Origin of the sequence: Lactobacillus sp. M0393 (assembly GCF_016102025.1) — a bacterium.
Lineage (GTDB): Bacteria > Bacillota > Bacilli > Lactobacillales > Lactobacillaceae > Lactobacillus > Lactobacillus melliventris.
This window is the reverse complement of record NZ_JACFPK010000002.1, coordinates 234,953-257,874: the sequence shown is the minus strand read 5'-3', so window position 1 is coordinate 257,874 and position 22,922 is coordinate 234,953. Positions and strand designations below refer to the sequence as shown.

At 34.9% G+C, this 22,922-nt stretch carries 21 protein-coding genes; 15 read left to right on the top strand and 6 right to left on the bottom strand.

The features are described 5' to 3' along the window. Positions 1–8: 8 nt before the first annotated feature. The 9 genes from H3R29_RS02565 to H3R29_RS02525 all read left to right on the top strand — a co-directional run bounded on the left by H3R29_RS02565 (position 9) and on the right by H3R29_RS02525 (position 6,567). On the top strand, positions 9–773 hold the full coding sequence (locus H3R29_RS02565; RefSeq protein ID WP_198202498.1) for an ABC transporter permease: 765 nt from the start codon (positions 9–11) through the stop codon (positions 771–773). 76 nt (positions 774–849) lie between these two features. Continuing rightward, a complete protein-coding gene (locus H3R29_RS02560) occupies positions 850–1,203 on the top strand; it encodes a GntR family transcriptional regulator (RefSeq protein ID WP_198202497.1) in 354 nt (117 codons plus the stop codon). 10 nt (positions 1,204–1,213) lie between these two features. Continuing rightward, on the top strand, positions 1,214–1,918 hold the full coding sequence (locus tag H3R29_RS02555) for an ATP-binding cassette domain-containing protein (protein ID WP_198202496.1): 705 nt from the start codon (positions 1,214–1,216) through the stop codon (positions 1,916–1,918). Further along, the gene (locus H3R29_RS02550; RefSeq protein ID WP_198202495.1) at positions 1,918–2,727 is read left to right on the top strand and encodes a hypothetical protein; all 810 of its coding nucleotides are present in this window, start codon (positions 1,918–1,920) and stop codon (positions 2,725–2,727) included. Before H3R29_RS02555 ends, H3R29_RS02550 begins: the two co-directional genes overlap by 1 nt. A 43-nt stretch (positions 2,728–2,770) precedes the next feature. Beyond that, positions 2,771–3,598, top strand: a complete 828-nt coding sequence (locus H3R29_RS02545) for a hypothetical protein (RefSeq protein ID WP_198202494.1) — start codon at positions 2,771–2,773, stop codon at positions 3,596–3,598. 77 nt (positions 3,599–3,675) lie between these two features. Next, positions 3,676–4,515, top strand: a complete 840-nt coding sequence (locus H3R29_RS02540; protein WP_198202493.1) for a hypothetical protein — start codon at positions 3,676–3,678, stop codon at positions 4,513–4,515. Between the two features lie 140 nt (positions 4,516–4,655). Further along, positions 4,656–5,021 (top strand): GntR family transcriptional regulator, encoded by a 366-nt coding sequence (locus H3R29_RS02535; RefSeq protein WP_038522688.1) that lies wholly within the window; start codon positions 4,656–4,658, stop codon positions 5,019–5,021. Then, positions 5,021–5,728 carry an ATP-binding cassette domain-containing protein gene (locus H3R29_RS02530; RefSeq protein ID WP_198202492.1) on the top strand — a complete coding sequence of 236 codons (708 nt, stop codon included), beginning with the start codon at positions 5,021–5,023 and terminating at the stop codon, positions 5,726–5,728. Before H3R29_RS02535 ends, H3R29_RS02530 begins: the two co-directional genes overlap by 1 nt. Beyond that, positions 5,728–6,567, top strand: coding sequence for a hypothetical protein (locus tag H3R29_RS02525; RefSeq protein WP_198202491.1), 840 nt, complete (start codon positions 5,728–5,730; stop codon positions 6,565–6,567). The genes H3R29_RS02530 and H3R29_RS02525 overlap by 1 nt, the downstream gene beginning before the upstream one ends. 259 nt (positions 6,568–6,826) lie before the next feature. On the opposite strand, the gene H3R29_RS02520 is transcribed toward H3R29_RS02525, so the two are convergent. Together H3R29_RS02520 and lepB are read right to left on the bottom strand one after the other, a co-directional pair. Further along, complete coding sequence (locus tag H3R29_RS02520) at positions 6,827–7,018, bottom strand: LBP_cg2779 family protein (RefSeq protein ID WP_046324857.1); 192 nt, start codon at positions 7,016–7,018, stop codon at positions 6,827–6,829. Between the two features lie 62 nt (positions 7,019–7,080). Next, a complete protein-coding gene (gene lepB / locus H3R29_RS02515) occupies positions 7,081–7,659 on the bottom strand; it encodes a signal peptidase I (RefSeq protein ID WP_110446101.1) in 579 nt (192 codons plus the stop codon). 84 nt (positions 7,660–7,743) lie between these two features. Between lepB and H3R29_RS02510 the strand changes: the two genes are divergently transcribed. The 4 genes from H3R29_RS02510 to H3R29_RS02495 are packed head-to-tail and all read left to right on the top strand — an operon-like array spanning position 7,744 to position 11,633. Next, complete coding sequence (locus H3R29_RS02510) at positions 7,744–8,499, top strand: SAM-dependent methyltransferase (RefSeq protein ID WP_198202490.1); 756 nt, start codon at positions 7,744–7,746, stop codon at positions 8,497–8,499. Beyond that, positions 8,489–9,454, top strand: a complete 966-nt coding sequence (locus H3R29_RS02505; protein ID WP_122026080.1) for a hypothetical protein — start codon at positions 8,489–8,491, stop codon at positions 9,452–9,454. Before H3R29_RS02510 ends, H3R29_RS02505 begins: the two co-directional genes overlap by 11 nt. Then, the gene (locus tag H3R29_RS02500) at positions 9,447–10,832 is read left to right on the top strand and encodes an RsmB/NOP family class I SAM-dependent RNA methyltransferase (protein ID WP_198202489.1); all 1,386 of its coding nucleotides are present in this window, start codon (positions 9,447–9,449) and stop codon (positions 10,830–10,832) included. Before H3R29_RS02505 ends, H3R29_RS02500 begins: the two co-directional genes overlap by 8 nt. Positions 10,833–10,847: 15 nt before the next feature. Continuing rightward, the gene (locus tag H3R29_RS02495; protein WP_198202488.1) at positions 10,848–11,633 is read left to right on the top strand and encodes an HAD family hydrolase; all 786 of its coding nucleotides are present in this window, start codon (positions 10,848–10,850) and stop codon (positions 11,631–11,633) included. 64 nt (positions 11,634–11,697) lie between these two features. Here H3R29_RS02495 and fni read toward each other — a convergent pair whose 3' ends face one another. Genes fni through mvk form a run of 4 tightly spaced genes read right to left on the bottom strand, consistent with a single transcriptional unit; the run spans position 11,698 to position 15,714 of the window. Further along, the gene (gene fni / locus H3R29_RS02490; RefSeq protein ID WP_198202487.1) at positions 11,698–12,714 is read right to left on the bottom strand and encodes a type 2 isopentenyl-diphosphate Delta-isomerase; all 1,017 of its coding nucleotides are present in this window, start codon (positions 12,712–12,714) and stop codon (positions 11,698–11,700) included. A 9-nt stretch (positions 12,715–12,723) separates the two neighbouring features. Beyond that, a complete protein-coding gene (locus H3R29_RS02485; protein ID WP_122026071.1) occupies positions 12,724–13,806 on the bottom strand; it encodes a phosphomevalonate kinase in 1,083 nt (360 codons plus the stop codon). A 36-nt stretch (positions 13,807–13,842) separates the two neighbouring features. Next, positions 13,843–14,802 (bottom strand): diphosphomevalonate decarboxylase, encoded by a 960-nt coding sequence (mvaD, locus tag H3R29_RS02480; protein ID WP_198202486.1) that lies wholly within the window; start codon positions 14,800–14,802, stop codon positions 13,843–13,845. A 3-nt stretch (positions 14,803–14,805) separates the two neighbouring features. Then, positions 14,806–15,714, bottom strand: coding sequence for a mevalonate kinase (gene mvk, locus H3R29_RS02475; RefSeq protein ID WP_198202485.1), 909 nt, complete (start codon positions 15,712–15,714; stop codon positions 14,806–14,808). 75 nt (positions 15,715–15,789) lie between these two features. Here mvk and H3R29_RS02470 point away from each other — a divergent pair, with 75 nt between their 5' ends. Together H3R29_RS02470 and addA are read left to right on the top strand one after the other, a co-directional pair. Then, positions 15,790–19,263 (top strand): PD-(D/E)XK nuclease family protein, encoded by a 3,474-nt coding sequence (locus H3R29_RS02470; RefSeq protein WP_198202484.1) that lies wholly within the window; start codon positions 15,790–15,792, stop codon positions 19,261–19,263. A gap of 2 nt (positions 19,264–19,265) precedes the next feature. Next, a complete protein-coding gene (addA, locus tag H3R29_RS02465; protein WP_198202483.1) occupies positions 19,266–22,907 on the top strand; it encodes a helicase-exonuclease AddAB subunit AddA in 3,642 nt (1,213 codons plus the stop codon). Positions 22,908–22,922: the final 15 nt, after the last annotated feature.

Below are 22,922 nucleotides of genomic sequence, written 5' to 3'. Positions count from 1 at the left end.
TAACTAAAATGATTTATAGTATTAAACAAGAATTATATAAATTAGTACACCGCAAAATTAGCTGGATTGCAGCTATTATATTATTTTTTCTAATGCTTGTTACCGGTTTCGCTTTAGCAGATGAAAGTAAAAAGCTGATTTTAACATTAACTTTTGATTCTTCTGATTTTATCATGTTTATCCTAGTGATCGTAGGTGCCACATGTTTTTCAATGGAGTTTCAAAACAATACGATTTTGACACTTTTATATAAATCCTCAAATAAAATATATGTTTACTTATCAAAGTATATTGTTTTATTCTTATACAATGTTTTTCTGCATCTGCTAGCTCTTTTTTATACAATTTGTTTGCGCTATACCATATTTAATTACCAAGTTAACTGGTCAGCGTCATATCTATATCATCAGCCAGTATGGCTAAACATGATAACTGCTTCTCTAATAGATTTAGTTACTACAATGTTAATTATTGCTATTGTTTTTTTACTTTCGTGCCTAATTAATAGTAGTGCAATTGTAATTACAGCAAGCCTTCTAGTTACATTCATGGGTCAAAGTATTTCTTCAGACCTAATGAACGGAGGCAAACTGGTAAACATTATGAAATGGAACCCTTTTAATATGGTGGACTTAACCCGGCAATATGGTAATTATGGCATGTATGTTTTAACTACCCACCTTAACAACCAAGAACTTTTAGTAGGTAGTCTAATCTATATCTTTATTTTTATAATTGCTGGCTATTTTATTTTTCGCAGAAAAAGATTTTAAGTAAGTAATTGCATAACTTTTAAGTTTATTGTAATATTATAGTGTATTATAAATGTAATACAGTTAGAGGGGAAATATGAAGTTTAAAGATGATAGGCCGATATATGTTCAAATCCAAGAAAATTTATGTCGCCAAATAATTACCGGAAAACTTAAACCCAGTCAGAAAATTCCCTCTGTCCGTAATTTGGCAACCCATCTAATGGTCAACGTGAACACTATTCAAAAAGCGCTCAAACAAATGACTACATCAGGGCTTTTAATTACTAAAAGAGGAGAGGGTAATTTTGTGACTAATGATAAAAAATTACTGGAAAAAATTAAAAAAGACATTATCAAATCTGAACAAAGTAAATTTGTGCATAATATGAAGGCCTTAGGAGTTTCAGCTCGACAGCTTAATTTAATTTTAACTAAACACTTAAAGTAGGGAGTAAAAAATGGAAAATCTATTGGAAATAAGAGATTTAACTTACAAGAAAAATTTAAAAACAATTTTGGATAACATCAATTTAAATTTACAACCAGGAAAAATTGTAGCCCTTCTAGGTGAGAATGGTGCTGGGAAGACAACTTTAATGCGCATCATCAGTGGCATGGCCAAAAACTATCACGGGACAGTTAATATTTCAGGCGAGAATAATGTTGCAGAAAGAAAAGCACATCTGTCATTTACTGATGGATTAACAGGTTTTGCTAATTCAACGAAAATCAAAGAAATTGTTAAATTTTATGAGGTCATCTATCAAGACTTTGATCAAAATCAATTTGAACAGTTACGTCAGTTTATGAAATTAGATTCAGAGATGCGCTTATCTGAAATGTCCAAAGGAATGAAAGAAAAGTTAATCATTGCCCTGGCATTTTCGCGCAAAGTTGACCTTTATTTATTAGATGAGCCCTTTTCGGGGATAGATGCCATGGCGCGCAAAAAAATAATTAATTCGATCATTTTATGGAAACCGGAAAATTCAACGATTCTTGTTTCAGATCATTTTGTCAACGAAATAGCCAGTATGCTTGATGAAATCGTCATTATTAAAGACAAAACCATTTACACGCACAAATCTACTGAGGAGATCCGCGAGCATCATAAAAGTGTTGAAGATTATTATGAAGGTTTATACGATGCGGAGGAGGAATAATGAACGTTTTCAATCATTTGTTTGAAAAGTTACTGCAGAAAAAAGCCAAAAATGTTTATCTTTTAGTTATTCTGCAATTCATTAGTTCTCTAGCTTCAGCATTCTTTACTTATTTTAGTTTTTATTCTGGCAGATTTCACTTTAATTCGAACAATAATCTCGAGTTTTTACCAGGATGGATGGCACTGTTTGCATCATTAACTTTCTTGTTCGGACCGATTTTGTTCATTTTAACTGTAGTTGAAAATGAACGGTTAAATAGAAATCAAACCTGGCGTTTAGCACCAATCAGTGATGGCAAGTTTTATGTTGCCAATATCTTAAGTTCATTTGTTTCATTGGTTTATTTTGTGCTCTTAGATGTGTTAATTGCAATTTGTTTTTTATTTTTATCAATATTTACTAATTCTAAATTTGGCAAAAATTTACAGATTGAAGTTGATTTAAACAGTACTGCAATTTTTGATTTTATTGGCATTATGTTACTACTAATTCTTACTTGTCTTTTTCTTTACTTTTTGGTTAGTTTTCTTAACTTTTCCAGTCAAGCAATCTTAGACTTTTTACCACATGCATCAAGTCATATTCTAATTTCTTTCGTGCGCATATTTATAATTATCGTCTTGGTAGGATTACTAGTTAGGCTCTATAGTGTCTTTGCAAACTATATTATCAATATACTTTTACTAAGATCTACAGGTCTTGCGGGATTGGAATCCGTTGTATTAATGATGTTTATTATTGATTTAATAATATTTGGCATTAACGTCTTCTTAATCAATCACTTTTTTGAAGCAGGAGAGAAGTAAAACCTAATACTGTTTCATTGTTTTCAAAGGAGAAGGGAAAAGCATGACCTCTTTTAAAAATTTATTTGGCAGATTCTTTGTAGAAAAAGCCAAGAAAGTTTATTCATTTTTAATTATACAATTAGTTGGTGCCTTAGCATTTTCTGTTTTTGGGCTGCTGATTGGTACAGGTGAGTTTGGTGAATTTTTAAATCTTTACACTGAACTTTTACCTGATTGGCTAATGGGTTTTTGTCTATTGAGTGTCTTTTTTATCATTTTCTTTTTTATTTATATGGCTGTCAAAAATGAGCGAATTAATCGGAGTCAAACTTGGCGTTTAACTGCAATCACTGATGAAAAATTTTATATTGCTAATAGTTTAAGCTCGTTTATTACTTTTTTCTATTTCATTTTTCTTGACATTATTGTTGCAGGGATCTTACTAATTGTTTCATTTTTTATGGACAAGGCTTTTCGTAAATCATGCGAAAGAATGTTTAAGCAATTTAGACCAAATTTTGATCTGAATACAATTCGTTTAATTTTTGATATCATGTTACTCTTACTTTTATGTTGCCTTTTCATTTCGTTATTGATCAGCTTTTTAAATTTTTCCAGTAAAGCGATCATGGATTATCTTCCTGTAGCTTCAAACGGATTAATTGTCAAACTATTACATATTTTTATTGTTATCGTAATAGCCTGGCTTTTTACCAAAGTAGAAAAAATTTTTGTCGACCAATTTTTAGGCAGCCTTTTGCATTTTTTAAACTTAAATCCGGCTTACAACAACACTTTACCCTATCTTAATTTAATTGTTGTAGTTGTTAATTTAATAATGTACGTTATTAATATCTGTTTATTTAAGTATTTCTTTGAAGCAGAGTAAATAAAGTAGAGGCATAGTACCAATTTATATCAGTGACAATTTGTCATCGAGCAAAAATAAAAAATAAGGGGTCCCAAATGACAGAATTTAGCAGACTATTTAATAGACTATTTAAAATTAAAATTAAAAAATTACACATATTACTTTTTTTCCAGATAATTGCAGCTCTTGCATGTGCCTTTTTTACATATTATGAAGTAATCAATTGGCATATCCGCAAAAATCCCCAAAACAATGTCGGAATTTTACCGGAATGGGCATTATATTTTGTCTTCTTGGCCTTTTTTGTTATCTTTTTTGTTTATTTTATTACGCCATTACAGAGCGAGAAATTTAACCGCAGTCAAACTTGGCGCTTAGCAGCCATAAGCGATGGGCAATTTTATCTTGTTAATGTATTAAGCACGTTCGTATCTTTTATTTACTTTATTGTACTTGAATTCGTCACAGTAATGATATTACTGTTTTCATCGTATCTGACCGATAAGCCTGTTGTATACTTTTTCCGCGATTTATTAAAAAGAATTCAACGCAATCTTGACATTAATGTATTCTGGATAATACTTGGTACGATCGTTTTAGCTATTTTAAGTTGTTTCTTTTTATATTTTGTTATCAGTTTCTTTAATTTTGCCAGCCGCGCAATACTAGATTTTGTCCCTGCAAACATTAATGGCGCAGTTGTGAAAGTATTACACATAGTCATAATCTTCGGCTTAATCTGGTTTTTCTTTAAAATCCAAAATATCTTTGTTTACCAAGTTCTTTTATCAGTGATTCATCCGACTAATTATGGACTTAATCTTTCTAGTAGTTTACCTTTTGCAATTTTGGCAAACGCAATTAGCGATCTTATTTTATTAGGCAGCAATATTTTCCTAATTAATCATTTTTATGAAGCAACTGAACATAAGTAGGGTTACTAATAAAAAGTAGAAACTTACCAACTATTTACAAAAAGTAGTTTAACTACAAATGTTAAAAGGTTTGCGGAAAAAATCAATCTAGTTTATGATAGTGTATTATAGGTGTATTACGGCCAAAGGATGGTGGACCTGTGGAATTTAAAGATAACATTCCCATTTACTTACAAATTAAGCAATACCTATATCGACAAATAATTACCGGTAAATTAAAGCCAGGTAAAAAAATCCCTTCTGTACGTGAACTGGCAGTGCAACTCACTGTTAATGTCAACACGGTGCAACGTGCTTTACAACAGATGAATTTTGAAGGTATTTTGTACACCAAGAGGGGAGAAGGTAATTTTGTCACTGAAGATACTACTTTACTTGATAAAACAAAAAGGGAACTAATTAATGCGGAACTAGATAAGTTTGTACATAGTATGAATTCTTTAGGAGTATCTGACGAACAAATTCTCAAATCTTTATCTGAATATCTTAAAGAGGAGCGTGAATAATGGCAAACCCTTTAGAAATAACCGATTTGGTTTACAAAAAGAACCAGAAAAAAATTATTACTGATTTAAATTTAACACTCAAACCGGGAAAAATTGTCGCTCTTTTGGGCGAAAACGGTGCAGGTAAAACCACATTGATGAGAATTATCAGCGGAGTTGCCAAAAATTACCATGGCACGGTAAAAGTTGCAGGCTTTGCTAAGGAGGCTGAAAGAAAGGAACATCTTTCTTTTACTGACGGTTTAACTGGATTTTCTAACTCCGTTAAAATTAATGAAATCGTCAAGTTTTACCAAATTCTATACCATGATTTTAGTCTAAAGCAATTTGAGCAGTTAAGAAAATTCATGAATTTAGCTTCTGATCTGCGCTTATCTGAATTATCAAAGGGTATGAAAGAGAAGTTGGTTATTGCTCTAACTTTTTCCAGAAAAACCGATTTATATCTTCTGGATGAGCCTTTTTCCGGCATTGATGCTATGGCTCGCAAAAAAATTATCAAATCGATCATCTTATGGAAGCAGGAAAAGTCTACTATTTTAATTTCTGATCATTTTGTCAATGAGATTGCGGCGGTTCTCGATGAAGTTGTCATTATCAAAAATAAGACAATTTGTATGCAAAAGTCTACTGAAGAAATTAGAGCGGATAACCAAACAGTAGAAGATTTTTATGAAAGCTTTTACCAGAGAGAGGAGGAGGAATAATGGCAATTTTTAATCGTTATTTTACCGTACTCTTTAGGTTAAAAACTAAATGGATTTCTCTTCTGTTAATTATCCAGACTGTTGCCTCATTTGCGATGACTTTTTTCAATTTTAATAACGGCCACGTTTATATCAACAGACACATTTTTTCTAACTTTTTTACATTATGGCTAGCTATTTTTATTGTACAAGCATGGCTGTTCACTGGAATCTTTTATTTAACTACCTGTTTTCAAAATGAAAGGGTGAGTGGTAACCAGACTTGGCGCTTAATACCAATTGATGATAAAAAGTTCTACTTTGATAACATTTTAAGTTCATTTGCTGCTTTACTTTTCTTTGTGATATTAGAAATTATCTGCACATTAATTTTAAGTGTTGTAACTTTCACTTTTGATAGTCAGTTTCATAGCTCCCTAATCGAATTGTTTGCTGATATTGGCAGACATTTGCAACAAGTTGACTTGGAGATTATGTTTAATTTCTTTGGTGCACTTATGATGGTTATTCTTTGCGCATTTTTTGGTTACTTCATTATCAGCTTTTTAAATTATTCCAGTCGTGCACTTTTAGACTATCTACCGCAAGCGCTCAGCAAAGCTTATTTTCGAATAATTGCCGTTTTAGTCATTATTTTAGTTGCCTGGCTTGCAATCAAAGCCAGTAACATTGGCCTACAAATAATTTCGTTTCCGTTTAGGTTTATGATGGGAGAAACCACAGGTACAAATGATGATTTAGCTATAGCATTATTATTAATGCTTATAATTAACATATTTTTTTGGTTTTTTGACACCATTCTTTTCAGTAAGTTTTTTGAGGCAAGGGAAGGTAAATAAAAATAGGCATACTAAAAAATTTTTTAGCGTCTTTTTAACAGCCAAAAAAGAAACCATGAGACAAATAATAAAAATGTTAAACCAGATAAAAGACAAAAAACGATGAAAGTCAAAGCAGCAATGCTTTTAGTTATTAAAGTTGTCAAAAGTAGAATAATTACTACAACTAGTCCTATAATGAGCATTCTTCTAAATTTACTAAAAATAAAAGCCTGCAGTTAACTAAGACGAATTGCAGGCTATATTTATAACAAACTTTTCAATGATTCGCAGCAAGGTAATCATACAGCTGATTGATTTCTTCAGGAGTAAATTCACCTTCACCAGTTTTCATCGCATGAATCTTTTCAACTGACAAATGACTAGCAAAAGCTAAATCCGTATCAGTAACATGATGTTTGACTTGAAAGTCAATAATTGCATCGGATAATTCCTCTAACTGCTGATTCATATTAAATTCTCCTTTACAATTTATTTTAACGGAAAAATACTAAAATTCAAAGAAAATTAAAGTTAAAAACCTTGAATTTTATTAAATGGCCAATACCTGAATTTGACTTTACCAATCAGATTCTGTCTTTTAACAGGTCCAAACATATGCGAATCCTTAGATATATCGCGGTGATCACCCATTACCCAATAATAACCCTTAGGGACTTTATAAGTAAAATTGGTCGTATACGTCTGTCCTTGAGCATTATTAGCTTTTTTAAAATGATTTTCTAGATAAGGCTCAGGTAAGAGCTTACCATTGACGTACATCTTATCATTCTTGGAAACCAGCTTATCACCCGGTAAACCAATGATGCGTTTGATGTAATAAGCACCAGGGGTATCATTTGCAGCTTTTGGAGCAAGCAGCACTACCACGTCATTGCGCTTGGGAGTGAAATGGCGGACAGCGATTAAACGATCATTATCTTCAAACGTTGGTTGCATCGATGGCCCTGAAACTCTATCATTAGAAAGTACGAAATGGAATAAAACAAAGAAAACTCCCAAAATTACTGCCATCATTATGACAACATCAAGAATAAATTTGCCTAAGCTTTCTTCCTCTTCGTCTTGGTTTTTTGTAACTTTTTTTGCCATAAAATATTCTCCTTTTTCATGTTACTCTTTATTATAACTGAAATCTGGTCGTTTGAATGTTAAAATCATTATAGGTATTTGATAATGACAGATTTTTTAAGTAAAATTAACCAATTAGATGCCAGACTTATTATTGAGTCTGTGCATCAACAAGTAGAGGAAATTAATAATGTTGTTGCTACCATAAGGCAAAAGCAGGTTTTAAAAAGAGCACCAGAAAAGCTGGGATTTTTACCCGATATTGCTGAGGAAATTTGCCACAAATTTAATTCTAGGGATCAAATAGAAGATTTTAAAACGATTAATCAGCTGCTAAATAATACCCGGCAATTTTTAGCAATTAAGTTTGGCCTATGGTCAATTCCAAATCTAGAAACAGCCCGAGTAATTAAAGATCAGCTAAAAGTTAACACTGGGTTAGAAATAATGGCAGGTAACGGCTATTGGAGTAAAGCTTTGTCACAAGTAGGCGTTAAAATGACGGTCACGGATAATTTTAATTGGTCAAAGACTTCAAACACTGGCGTTAAAGCATTTGTGCCTGTTAGTAATTATGATGCAGTAACAGCTGTAAATCAATTTAATGATGTCGATTTAATAATTTGCTCCTGGGCACCTAATTTTGGCAACAGTGATGAAAAAGTCGTTAACGCTTGGCAAAAATTAAATTCTGCCACACATTTATTGTTTGTAGGTGAAAGAAATGGTGTGACCAACTCTGCAAGTTTTTGGCAAAAGGAGCCATTTCTTCATTCAAAGGAACTAAGGCTAATCAACCAGACATTTACAAGTTTTGATTTTATTGATGAACAAATTTTTGAGATAGCACATGAAATTTAAAAAAATAATTTTAGTTATTATTATATTTTTATCGTTTCTAGGAATTGGCAGTATGCTGTCAAACGTTCAGTCACGAGAAGCGGATCAACTACTTGAGGCATATGGTCTAAGTAATAATACCCGCTACATTGAAATAAAAAATAAGCAAAATGTTAGATCTTTTTTGCTATTTTTGCAAAAAAAATATCCCCGTAACAAAATTCAAGTTCATATGACTTGCAAATCTAAGAAAAATCAAACTCTGGTGTGGTCAAATCATGATGTATTAAACCTACCGACTGAATCTGGCAGATATTTTACCAAAGATGACTTTAAAGGGCGGGTTTCTTTTGCTGTACTGGGATTAAATGCTAAAGTCCCTACATATAAGGTGCAAGGAAACGAATATGTTTATTTGAATAAGAAATATTACACGGTTGTGGGTACTTTAAAACATTATCGCCAAATGAAGCAGGATAGTTATTATCTTAGTACTAGTCCCAAACAGCCAACTGGAAAATTCAAATTACGTGATTATCAAATTATAATAGATAGTTCAAATAAAGTAATTCGCCAAATTGCCAAACATTATGGGGTTAAGGCTAAAATACCGCTTTTTGTGAAAAACCACCAAATACATCAGTTTTCAATCATTAGGGAAATTACATTTATCATAATCTTCTTGTTAATTGCTTCATTTAGCAATTTAGTTTTAGCTTTTATAGATTGGAAAACGGTTAAGTCAACTCACTTAAAGGGCAATTTATTGCGTAATTGGTTAATAAATCACGGGATCAGAATTTTATTGATTGAAGTATTGGTAACTATAAGTGCATATTTCTTCTTGATATGGCGAACATTTTTATCAAAGCCGCAGCACTTAATCTGGCTCCTTACAGGCTGCTGGATCATCATTTCTATTATATACAGCATATGCATCTTGCATTTATCACGAAAGGATCAAAATAATGCCTAAACTGCCTGAGGATTTTAAGGAAAAATATACTAGGTTATTAGGAAAAAGTAGAGCACAGCAGTTTTTCAATTCAATTAATGATAGTCCCAAAAGTGCATTTCGCGTTAATTCATTAAAAGAAAACCACTGTCTTTCTTGTGATCCAAAAAAAGAAGTTTCAGGCATACCCCAAGCCTATTATGGTAAAATCAGTGGTCAAGATCCAGCCTGGGTAAGTGGAGCTGTTTATTCACAGGAACCCACGGCAATGTTTCCAGCATTATTTGTTGAAGCGCGTCCGGGACAAAAAGTACTTGATTTATGTGCCGCACCAGGTGGCAAGAGTACTGCAATTAGCGAACAACTAAAAGGTGAAGGGCTTTTGGTCGCAAATGAAATTTCACACACCAGAGCAAAAGTATTGCGCGAAAATCTTGAACGTTGGGGCACAACAAATTCTTTAATTGTCAGCGAAAAGCCAGAAAAATTAGCACAGTGTTTTCCTCATTATTTTGATAAAATTTTAGTTGATGCGCCTTGTAGTGGCGAGGGCATGTTTCGTAAAAATTCTCAGGCTATTAAATATTGGTCACAAAATTACGTCCTGCTTTGTCAAAAACGGCAAAAGGAAATTTTGAATGCTGCTGTCCAAATGTTAAAGCCAGAAGGAGAAATAGTCTATTCAACCTGTACATATTCTCCAGAGGAAAATGAACAAATAGTTTCGTGGCTAAGCCAAAAATTTAATTTGACTATTATGTCACTAGCCGTAAAAACGCACGCTATTGCTCATGGACACCCTGAATGGGCTGATAATAACCCTAATTTAATTAAAACATTACGATTTTGGCCTACGGCTGACCTAGGTGAAGGGCAATTTGCTGCAAAATTAAAATTATCGCCCCAAGTGGAGATTCAAGGCAAAATCTCGCCAAATCAAAAAGCGAAGAAAAAACGAAAGCCTCAAAAAGAAGCCCTAACTAAATCTGAAATTCAATTAATAGCAGAAGTACTAGATAAATTTAATTTGCCAGCTGCAATAAAAAATTGGCGGTTAAATAGTCGAGTACGTAATAATCACGTTTTTATACCGGCATTATCAGATAGTGCGAATCTTCATTTGCAGATAATAGCAAATGGCGTTGAACTGGGTGTGTTAAAGAAAAATCGTTTTGAACCCGGACATCAATTAGCCATGGTGTTAGCAGAACAGAAACAAAACAGAGTAGTTGAACTAAGCAGGGAAAGCTATTTAAAGTATTTACACGGAGAAACATTAAGAACGCAAGCTAACGAAACAGGCTTTGTTTTAGTCAGTTGCCAAAATTTCATTTTAGGTTTTGGTAAAATCAGCAATCATATTATTAAGAATTATTATCCTAAGGGACTACGAGTTTAATAGAAAGAAAAAAGAATGATTAAACTAATCGCTACAGATATGGACGGAACTTGGTTAACAGATCAGAAAACGTATGACCAGGAATTGTTTTTGCAAGAATTTCAGATTATGCAAAAAAAGGGAATTAAGTTTGTTGTTGCCAGCGGAAATCAGTTTGAAAATTTATATTCGCGATTTCCACAAGTGGCCAATCAACTATTCTACATAGCGGAGAATGGGGCACTAGTAGCACAAGGCAAGCAGGTAATTCACGTTGATTGTCTTTCTGAAAAGGACTGGCGGACAATTATGAAGATAATTCAGGAAAGTAATGAAAAAGTCACAGTTTCGGGTCTTGCCAGCGCTTATATTTTAAAAAAAGATGGACCTGAGTACGGTAAAGAACTAAAAAAGTACTATGAAAAACTAACAGTTGTTGAGAATTTTAATGATCTTGATGATCAAATTTTCAAGGTTACGTTTGATGTTCCTGAAAATAAAATGCCGCATCTTTTAGAAAAATTAAGACGTAATTATCCTGAAATTGACTTTGTTTCTGGCTCTTCTTCATCTATAGATATGTCAACAAAAGGTATGAATAAGGCAAAGGGCTTACAGTTTTTAAGTAGTAAATTCAAAATTAATCCTAAAGAAATGGTAACTTTTGGTGATAGCGGCAATGATGTGGGGATGCTAAAATATGCTGGCACCAGTTATGCCACAGGAACAGCACTTCCCGTGGCTAAGAAGGCTGCTACTCACATTATCGGCTCAAGCAACGACAGCGCTGTTCAGAAAGAGATATGGCGTTTATTAAATTAAAAAAACAAAAAAACAAATAACTAATCTTATGTAAGACAATAGTTATTTGTTTTTTTATAAGAACCTATAATAGCTGATCAATGGCTGTTTCCAATGGTAAATCATAATATTTTTTAATCTCGGTTAACTTTTTTAAATCATTTTGACCATAAAGGGCTAGCAAGTTAGCAAGTTCTTCTTGCCATTCTAAAATAAGATTTTGCAAATAATTAACATCGTGTTTGATTAAAGCTTGTAGAAAAACATTTGATATACCAACAGCTTTTCCACCTAGACATAATCCCTTAAAAACGTCCAAAGGATTACGCACGCCACCTGAAACAATAAAATCAACCTGCTGTTTAGCAGCCATTAAGCTTGAAATGACAGTGGGTAAGCCGATATCTTTCAGATAAGAAACATCACTGGTATTACGAGCATTTTCTATCTGGGCAAAATTTGTGCCCCCACTGCCAGCAACATCAAAAAATTGGAAGCCTTCATTTTTCAACAAATGAATTGTTCTTTCATCTAAACCAAAGCCGACTTCTTTAATGATAATTGGCACGGTTACTTTTTGACGTAATTCTTTTAAATTATTTAGCCAATAGAAATCACGGTCTCCTTCAGGCATGGCAATTTCTTGCACCGCGTTCAAGTGAACTTGGAGAGCGTCAGCATTTAATTCTGTAACTATTTTTTGTGCTTGTTCGGCCGCAGTTTTAGCATTTACATTTGCAATTAAAACGCCAGTGGGGTTTTGCTGGCGTGCAATCAAAAAGCTGTCACTAAGAGAAGGCTCTTTCGTCAAAATGCTGGCTGAGCCAAGTGCCAGAGCAATATTGGTTTTAGCGGCAACTTGTCCTAATTTCTTATTAATCAAATAGGATTTATGAGAACCACCGGTCATTGCATTAATAAAAAAGGGGGCTGCCACTTTTTTGCCAAACATTGTCGTTTGTATGGCTTTGACACTTACTTCAGTTTCTGGTAAAGCCGGCCGCACCAAATGCATCTGATCAAAACTATTTTGTTTATTATCTTGATAAAATCTTTCTGCTAAAACCAAATGTTCTTCTTTACGATTAGATCTAAGTGACATGTTCTTCCTCTAGTCTGCAACCCGAATTTGGTGAACGCGAAAGTCTAGCGGCATTATACCGTTTTGGCGCCATTTATCTTCAAGATAGGCAGTATCTGTATTTGCATCAGCGATTACAATACCGCAGTCGCCATTACCGGCACCGGAAGTTTTAGCAGCTCCTCCAAATGATTCGGCGATATTGATCAGTTGGGAAAGTCGCGGAATTTCAATTGCAATTTGATTTATTTGTGCAAAATGCTGCAACAATTTTCGGTTAACTCGAATTTGCTTTTTTATTAACTGAATATCTTGTTGTTCAAATCCGGCAATCATCTTTAGTACGCATTTACGCGAAAGCCTGAGAAATTCTTGATATTGTCCGTTTAAGGCGGCCTTATTGGCATTAGTTTCATCAACAAGCCGCGAAGTGGAGGCAGGCTTTTGACTCCAGCCAATCATCAGTTTTAAGCCGGCGGGAGGGGTTAAAAGTTGTATCTTCAAACCAGGCCAGGCTTCATTGACCACTTCCGATAATGTTTTATGAGCCAGTTCATTAGCAAGCCATTGTTTATCAAAAGTCTGATAGGCAATCCAGCCACCATAAACACTGGCTGCAATGTCACCAGCCGAACCGTTTCCTTGAACTGAGTAATGAGAAATGGCTGATAATTTATAAACTAATTCATTACTAAAAGCAACATTATAAAAACGCAAGATTGCTTTGACTGTGGCTACTGTAACTGCAGCACTGGAGCCCAAACCATATTTTTTCCCATCCGAAGAATCAAGATCTGAATTGACATATAAGTCATAGACTTTCATCTTGACTTTTTGTTCCAAGCAGAAACGTTCCGTGTATGAAATTGCAGCCAAAATATATTCGAATGGATTATCACGATTGTCAATAACCATTTTTGCCCCATTTCTAACCCAATGAATGGAGCTTTGAGAATATTGTTTAGAGTGGATTAAACCAGTTTTTGATTTCGACTTAATGATTGAAACACGAATAAATTGATTGACTGCGACTAAAATTGCAGGACAATCTTGTTCTAATACTGCGTACTCGCCAGCTATGTATAATTTTCCGGGTGCTTGTTCTGTTATCAAAAGAATTAAATCTCCTAATCAATTAATTTACATTAACTAGTTCAGACATGAAATACCTGGACCAAAACTTGCATTTATTATGTTAACATTATGGAATTCGGATACAAACCTCTTAGTAATATCTTTTACATTTTTTAATTGACTTAAGATTTTTATATTAGGTCCGGCATCTATTGTGAAGTAACATTCTATACCAAGCCTGCGCAAATCAGCTACTAATTTGATTGCTTTAATAGTTGCAGGATCAAAATATGTAAAACCCGGTTGGGCAGTTAAATTAACAGCATGCATTTCACAGGCATTTAATTCTGCTAAACTACCCAGTTTTGAAAAATCATTTGCTTTGATAGCAGCAACCATCTGGGCCAACTCAGCTTGATTACGCTCAAGCCACGGCCTGAAAAAAGGAGAGGTTTGTGCTTGTTTCATGCCCTGAGTAGAGGATAATTCTTTAGGGTTTTTATTCAATTCAACCACTAATAGTTGTAGATCCATTTGGGGTTTTTCATCTAAAGCATAAGCATAGGATGATTCATTATCAGTACCTTTTTGCCAAATCGCAAAGCCGCCATATATTGACCTGCTGGCTGAACCTGAACCCCAACGAGCCAGACGGGAAAGTTCAACTGCTGACAGATTAATACCATAGTGCACGCAAAAGGCTCCGGCTAAGGCCGCAAAAGCAGAACTGGAAGAGGCCAGGCCTGCAGCTGTAGGAACGTGATTAACTGACTCAACCTTTAAATTACCCTTAACGTCAAATTTTTCTTGTAACAGTTTTAAAAAAGAAAAAACCCTTTGGTAACTGTGTCCGCTTTGTTCAACGCCATTTAACCAAAACTGGTTTTTAGGACCTGCAGAAACTTTAGTATCAGTATAAAATTGATCAAGTGTCATAGACAAACTGGACATTAGTGGTAAACGCAGGCTTTGGTTTGCTTTTCCCCAATATTTGATCAGGGCAATATTGGTATGAGCACGAACTGTTTTTTCCATAAATTAAATTTCCTCAATCCAACTATGTGCCACAATATTTTGACATTTATGGGCTATTTTAAAAGCATCATCCTCATTGCGACACAAAGCAATCACGATGCCGCCCAGTCCACTGCCAGACAATTTAAAACCCAAGGCCTCATTTGCGAGAGCTATTTTTTGCAATTGATCAATCTTACCAGTTGAAAGGTTAAATGAATGCAATATTTCTTGAGCCCGATTAAAATATGAGCCTACTATCGCTGCATCTTTATTTAACCAGGCAGTTTTAGTTTCATCAGCTAATCTACCTAATTGCTCAAGATTGTTTTGCGCTGTCGGGGATTCATTTAGAAGCTTATGAACTTGAGTGACAGCTTTTTTCGTACTACCCAAATCACCTGTATCCATGATAAGTAAGGTAGCTTGTAATTTCGACTTTAGCGGCTTGGGACCATCTTTTTGATTAAAAAAGATGAGGCAATCAGAATTAACAGTGGCAGCATCAAGACCCGATGCTTTACCATGGTTGATCATTTCTGCGTGGTTAGTTATATTAATAATTTCAGTTTCAGTTAAATTTAAGTGGAAATAATCATTCATTGCGCGCGTAGTCGCCAGTGCCACGGTTGCACTAGAACCTAAACCGCGTTCAATTGGAATCTCTCCCGTATAGGTTATTTTAAGAGCTGCTTGACTTGCGGCTTTTTTCAACATTGTTTTAACTACATATTTTAAGCCATCATATTCATCCGGAGCCATAAAAAAAGGCCCCTGATAATGAGCCGTATCCATCCACATTTTTTCAGATGGTTCTACAGTTGTTTTAATATGCAAAGAAGTGATTGGCAATGCCAAAGCATCATAGCCATAAACTACTGAATGTTCACCAATTAAAATAACTTTTCCGTGTCCTAAAAAACTTGATTTCATTTTATTTAAGATCCTTATTGTTTTTAAAAATTTTTAGTTCCTATGCTAAAATAATGGCAAAGGAGCGCAGAACAGATGATTAAAATTTTACTAGGTCGGCAAACCGATCCCATGCAGGAAAAAGTTTTACAGGAAGCAATAGAAAATTATCAGCGTTTTCCTAATCATAAAACTTTTGTCATCGTTCCTAATCACATTAAGTTTACCACAGAAGTCAGGGCAATTAACAGGCTAGCTGTTAGTAAAAACCAGACAGAGCAATCAGTGAAAAATTTACAAGTTTTATCTTTTTCCAGGTTGGCCTGGTTCTTCTTAAAAGATGCCAAGCAGGGCTTACCAACAGAGCTGGATGGTGCTGCAGCGGCTATGCTTTTAGCAAAAATCATTGAGCAAAAAAAAGAGCAGCTGCATCTCTTTCAAACCACCAATTTAAATCCCGGCTTGCTCAAACAATTGTATGACACAATTTTGCAAATACGCGAAGGTAACTTGGACCTTAACGAGATTGATCTGGATACTCTTGATCTTGAAACCAAAAACAAAGTTGCAGATTTGAATATTTTATATTCTGCTTTCATTGAGGCTATTAAAGGTAAATTTTCTACTTCAAATGAAATTCAATTGCAATTAAATGAATATCTGGCTGACTGCAAGGGACTAAGCACAACCGACTTTTACTTCAGTGATTTTTCCCATTTTTCACTGCAAGAATGCTTAACCGTTAAATTGCTGATGGCTAAAGCTCATAGTGTCACTTTGGCATTCAAAACCAAAGAGGGTGAAATTAATTCTACCCCGGAGCCGGGAGACTATGATTACGTTATTCAAACTACCATCAATAAACTACTGCAGTATATTCAAACCCGTAATTTGCCTCATCAAATATCAACGACAATTATTAATCCCAAACCTACCAAAAGAGAGTTACTCAATGAATTTTGGACGGGGACGGTTAGTGATATTGGTGAACTGGATCAGGTGCAGCTTGTGCGTGCTGACAATAGATACGCTGAAGCTTATTACGTTGCTCATACCATTTATCAGCAGGTTGCTTTAAGGCATTATCGTTACCAGGATTTTTTGGTTTTGGCACCTAATTTACATGAATACGAAACCTATTTAACTCCAATTTTAAGGCAGAATCAAATTCCGTTTTTTAATGACTTGCAGCAGGAAATGAAATATCACCCTCTGGTTGTTTTGATTGAAAATATTGCGCAGTTGCTGAATAGACCATTTCAAACGCAAAATATGCTGGCAATCATGAAAACTAGGCTTATTATCCCGAAGTGGTATCAAGATGAATCTGCTTATATATACGATGTTGATCAGCTGGAAAATTTTGTTCTGGCACACGGCATTAACCATAATCTTTGGCGCAGAAGTTTCACTGAATATATGGCTGCAGAGGTAATTAATTTAGACAAGGTACCAGAAGAAGTTAACAAAATAGATAAACTAAAGGATTTTTTTGTTAAACAAATTACCAAGTTGTTCCAAAGCTTAAAAGATGAGACAGATACCCAAAAAGCAGTTACGACCTTTTTCGACTTTTTAACTCGAAACGGTGTGAATAATATTTTAGAAAAGTGGCGTGCTGATGCTCAAGAGAGTGGAGCCTTGCAAGAAGCGCGTCAGTCTGAGCAGGTGTGGGACTTATTGATCAACCTTTTACATGATTATTTACTGATTAATCCGGACAGTTTTGACCTTAAGAGCTTTTTTGATGTACTGATCAATGGTTTTAAGGAAGCTACCTTTTCGCAAATTCCGGCCACACTTGATGCAGTCAATTTATCTGAAATGGGGATTGTTCAAGTTAGTGGCTATAAACAAGTTTTTATTTTGGGCGCAACGGTTAATGGGCTGCCGCAGATACAAAACACTCCCGGGTTTTTAAGTCCAGAAAACCTAGCAGAACTGAAAAAGGATTTTGGTGAAGACTCATATATTGAAGACAGACAAGAATTAAGCAACTGGGATCAAAATTACCAGTTTGGTATTTGTCTGGCTTTAGCACAGGATAAGATTTATTTATCATATTCTTTAGCAACTGATGAGGGTAGTACTGTTCAGCCTTCAATTTATTATGAAAGGTTTAAGAACGCTGGTGCAGCAGAATTTTCGCAGCATAATCTGCCAGAAGAAACGAGTCAGCTACTGTCTTTTATTACTAATGCCCAAGCAAGTTTAGGCTACTTAGGTTACCTTAATAAGGCTGAAAAAAATATTGGCGTAAAAGAATTATTAAAGCTAACTCGTGATCTCTTACCACAAAAGACGACTAAAGTTATCACCGCAAGCCAATTTATTAATGAACCCCAAAACATTGGGCCTGACTTGGCGCAAAAATTATACGGCAGTAACCTTAATTCTTCGGTTTCTCAGCTAGAAACATTCTATGAAAATTCATATGAATATTTTCTAACTTATGGCTTGCATCTGCATAAAAGATTTGAAAATGAACTTGATACCATCCAGGCCGGAAACTACTTTCATGAAACTTTTGACAGGTTAGTTAAAGAATTAAATGAACGCTCACTCGATTTAGAAGAAATTGATGGCCCAACACTTAATGAGCTCCTCAAAGTGGCGCGCACTAAAATGCAGAGTGAAGCCCGGTATAAGCAGCTTTTGAACGATCCCTTTAACGAATTTTTATTTAAATGTCTTGACCAAACCACTACTAAAGTTGCTACTAACTGGCACAAGGCAGTCACTAAAACGCCGTTACGTGCTAAATATTCAGAACTTAGTTTTGGTAATGGTGAACTGGTCAAGGGACTTAACTTGAAAATTCCTAATCTCTCTGGCAGACATTACGTCAATTTAAGGGGCAAAATGGATCGAGTAGATTTAGCTCGGGTTGCTGATCAGAATGAATTACTAGCTCAAGTAATTGACTATAAGTCTTCCGCTAAGAAATTTAATTTAGGATTATTTTATCATGGTATCTCTTTACAAATGGTTTCCTATTTGGATGTCTTGCTGCAAAATAAAAAGTTTTTTGCAGGGTCTACACCTTTTTCACTTTTAGGTGCTTTTTACCAAACTGTCACAAGGCAAACGGATAGACTAAATGGCAAAGATTTATATAGTAATAATTTGCAGGTCAAAAAAGCCAATTTAGATGGTCAAGTTAAGCTTAAATATACCGGTTTGATCAATAACGACCAATTATTAATGCTGGAAGCTGAGCCTGATTTAAAACAGCCAAGCTATTCATCTTCTCTTTATACCGGGGTCAGATCCAAAAAAGATGGCACTTTAAAATTTAGTGGCAGTTCTTTTAAAGATGATGAACTTGACTTGCTGCTCAAATATGACGAAGAACTGATTAAAGAAGCCTCCAGTCAAATTTTATCAGGGCAAATAAAATTAAACCCTTATAAATACGGCAATGGTATCAATGCCTTATCATATTCAGATTACCGCGACATTTTCTTTTTTGATGCCATGCTGAAAGAAAATAAATATCATAAAATTGGTAATATTAAAAAGGAAGAATTACTTGAAAAAATCAAAAAACGGCTAAAGGAGAACGAATAAGAATGTCCCTAGGAGAAAAACGGTTTACACCAGTTCAGCAAAAAGCAATTAATGATCATGGCCGTGATATTTTGGTATCAGCTTCCGCTGGAAGTGGGAAAACAACGGTATTAGTGCAGCGTTTAATAAACGAAATACTTGCCGGAACCAGTGTTGACAAGCTACTGGTAGTGACTTTTACTAAAGCTGCTGCTTCCGAAATGAAGAAAAGAATTAAAACAGCATTATTATCGGAGTTACAAAAAGCTTCCTCCAAATCATACCTGCGTCAACAGCTTAACTTGGTCGACTCTGCTAATATTTCGACAGTTGATGCTTTTTGCCTGGATGTAATACATCATTTTTATTACGTGATTGACGTTGATCCCAGTTTCAGTATTTTGACTGATGATTCTCAAGCTGAGCTAATGCGCGAGCGAGCATTAAAAGATATAGAAGGAGAGTTTTTAGAAAATAAAGACGCTGATTTTGTTGCTTTCTATGATAATTTTGCTGGTGACAGGGATGCACAGACGCCACAGAATTTATTACTAGATTTGTATAATTATGCCATGACTAAGCCTGATTATCGTGACTGGCTTAAAGAATTACCGCAAAAATATCAATGCGGACCTGAAGTGGTTAAATCTTCATTATGGCAAAAGGCAATCAAACCGTATTTATTAGATCTTTTTCAGAGTTTAGCTGACAATATTGCGCAACTTTGTCAAAGTACTACCATGGCTACCAAGCAGTTAAATAAAGTCAAAGAAAATTTTGACTTATTTGCAAAATGTCTTGCCAATTATCTGGCTGCTCTCAAAAATGATGCCGACTATGATGACCAAAGAGAAAAACTACGTGACTGTATTTTTCGTGGAAGTATGCATAAATCTGCGAAGTGGGATGAAGATGTCATTGCCTTTTATGATGAATGTCATAGCGTAAAAGAAGCAGCAGCGGAACAGATTTTTACCTCTTTTACTTCTTTTTATGCCACGGACGAGCAAGAACAATTGGCTTTAATGCAAAAGGGTAAGCAGATCATGTCAGCAATTGTAAAAGCTGAGCTGGCATTGATTGATCATTTTACTCAGTTAAAAAGAGCAGAGAATCTTCTTGATTTCAGCGACATGGAACAATTAGCTTATCAAATCCTCAGTCAGGATACTTCTGCATCCCAGATGGCGCGGTCTTTTTATCAAAATAAATACAGTGAGATATTGGTTGATGAGTATCAGGATATCAATCCCCTGCAAGAGAAAATTTTACAGCTGGTTAAAAAAGACGGTCAAAATAATATTTTTATGGTGGGTGACATCAAACAGTCAATTTATGGTTTTAGGCAAGCTGAACCGAGTTTGTTCTTGCATAAATATCAGGAAGCAGCGCTTAAAGAAAATGAACAAAAAGAAGAACGAATTTTATTATCTGATAATTTCCGCTCAACTAAGCCAGTAATTGCTATTGTCAATCAAGTTTTTAAAAATGTTCTTACCACAGATTTTGGTGGGATTGACTATCAAGCTGAAAGCCAGCTGGTCTACGGAGCGAGCTATTATCCTGAGAACTTACCAGCTGCAACAGAAATACTTTTTCATGAAAAAGACAATGATGAAAATACTGCTCAGGATGATACTGCTGATGATATCGATTCAGCTGAAATCGCCATGGTTATTAACCGCATTAAAAAATTCTCAGAGGAAAACTTCTTAGTTTATGACAAGTCTTCAACTAATGATAATCATTTAAGACCTTTCAAATACAGCGATATTGTGATTTTAACCAGAAGCCGGAGCAACAACCTTGAGATCATGCAGGAATTCGCAAAGAATAATATCCCAATCATGGTTACGGATGCTAAAAATTACTTTCAAACTCTGGAATTAACTATCATTATGAATTACCTACGCATAATTGATAATCCGGACCAAGATATTCCACTGGTAGCCGTCTTAAGATCACCCTTATTTAATTTTAAAGAGCCCGATTTAAGTCTTATTAGAATTCATACCCCCAAAGCTAGTTTTTACAATGCTTTGACTTCATATGTGGCAGTTGGTGATGAGCTCAGTCAGAGAGTGAAGGACTTTTTGAACCAGCTTGAAGATTTGCGCAAATTTGCGGCAACGCACAGAATCTCAGAATTAATTTGGAGTATTTATGAAAGGACCAGCTTACTGGAAATTATGACGTCGCTACCTAACGGCAAGCAGCGCAGAGTTAACTTGGAAGCTTTGTATGAAAGAGCTGCATCCTATGAAAGTGCGGGCTTTAAGGGATTATACCAATTCATTAATTTCATCGAAAGAATGCGGCGTAGCCAGAAAGACCTGGCTCAACCACTGTTAACTAAAGAAGCAGGAAATTCAGTGCGCTTAATGACAGTTCACGGCTCCAAAGGACTTGAATTTCCCATTGTGTTCTATTTAGGTTTGCAGCACCTCTTTCAAATGCGGGATTTAAGTAATAACTATATTATCAATAGCAAGTCAGTAGGTCTTACTATTAAAGAGACCCAGTATCGGGCTGATACACTTATCAAAGCAATTGATAATGTCACCAAAAAAAGACAGCTTTTAGAAGAAGAAGCACGTATCCTTTATGTCGGAATGACGCGTGCAAAGCAAAAGTTGATCTTAGTGGCGGATTTAAAGAATTTGCCCAAAACGATTAAAAAATGGCAAGATCAAGTTAATCTACATGGTCAGATAACTCTTAGCAGTAAACTTAATGCTACTAACCCCATGAGTTTCATCGGTCCTGCAATTGACTGGCAAAAACTACTAAGTCAAAAAATCACAGATATAAACTTAGCTGCAGAAACAAGTCAAAAACTGCTTTATCTGCAATATCAAGGTGAAAATATCAATTTAAAAGAGCAAGCAGTTCCAGAAAAAGCTGAAAAAGATAATGTGTCAGCGTTAACAGAATATGCCAAAAAATTATACAACTTCAGTTATCCTTTTCAAGACGCAAGTCACACAACAGCTTATCAGTCTGTATCTGAAATTAAAAAAGCTTTTAATGACCCTCTTGATGCTGAACTTGAAAACGCGCACCTGATTTCTTCTACCAACCGTTATTTGCAACCGATTGATACTAAACCTGACTTTTTGTATCAGACAAAATTTACCGGGGCGGAAATTGGGACGGCAATGCACCTTCTCCTGCAATACTATGATTATCATGGCTCAGGCAAAGCAGAGCAGGTTGAAGAAGAAGTGCAGCAGTTAGTAAAACAAAATAAGCTCAACAGTAAAATTGTTGCCAGTTTAAATTTGCAACAAATAAATTGGTTTGTTCATAGTGATTTTGCCCAAAAATTTTGGAAAAATCCTGCAAATTTGCAGCGCGAAATTGAATTTTCAAGTCTGTTGCCAGCTGACGTTCTATTTGGTAATTTCAGTGATCCGGATGCAAAAATTTTAATTCATGGTACAATAGACGGTTATTTTAGTGAAAAAGATGGCATAATATTGTTTGATTATAAAACTGATCATATCGATCACAGCCACTTAGAATTAGCTATCGCCAAAATTAAGCAAAAGTATGCGGGGCAATTGCGTTTATATGAAAGAGCTTTAAATTCTTTTTCCGACCAAAAAGTTAAAGCCAAATATTTAATCTTATTAGATGCATGCCAAATTGTTGAAGTTAAGTAAAGAAAGGAGGGCTAT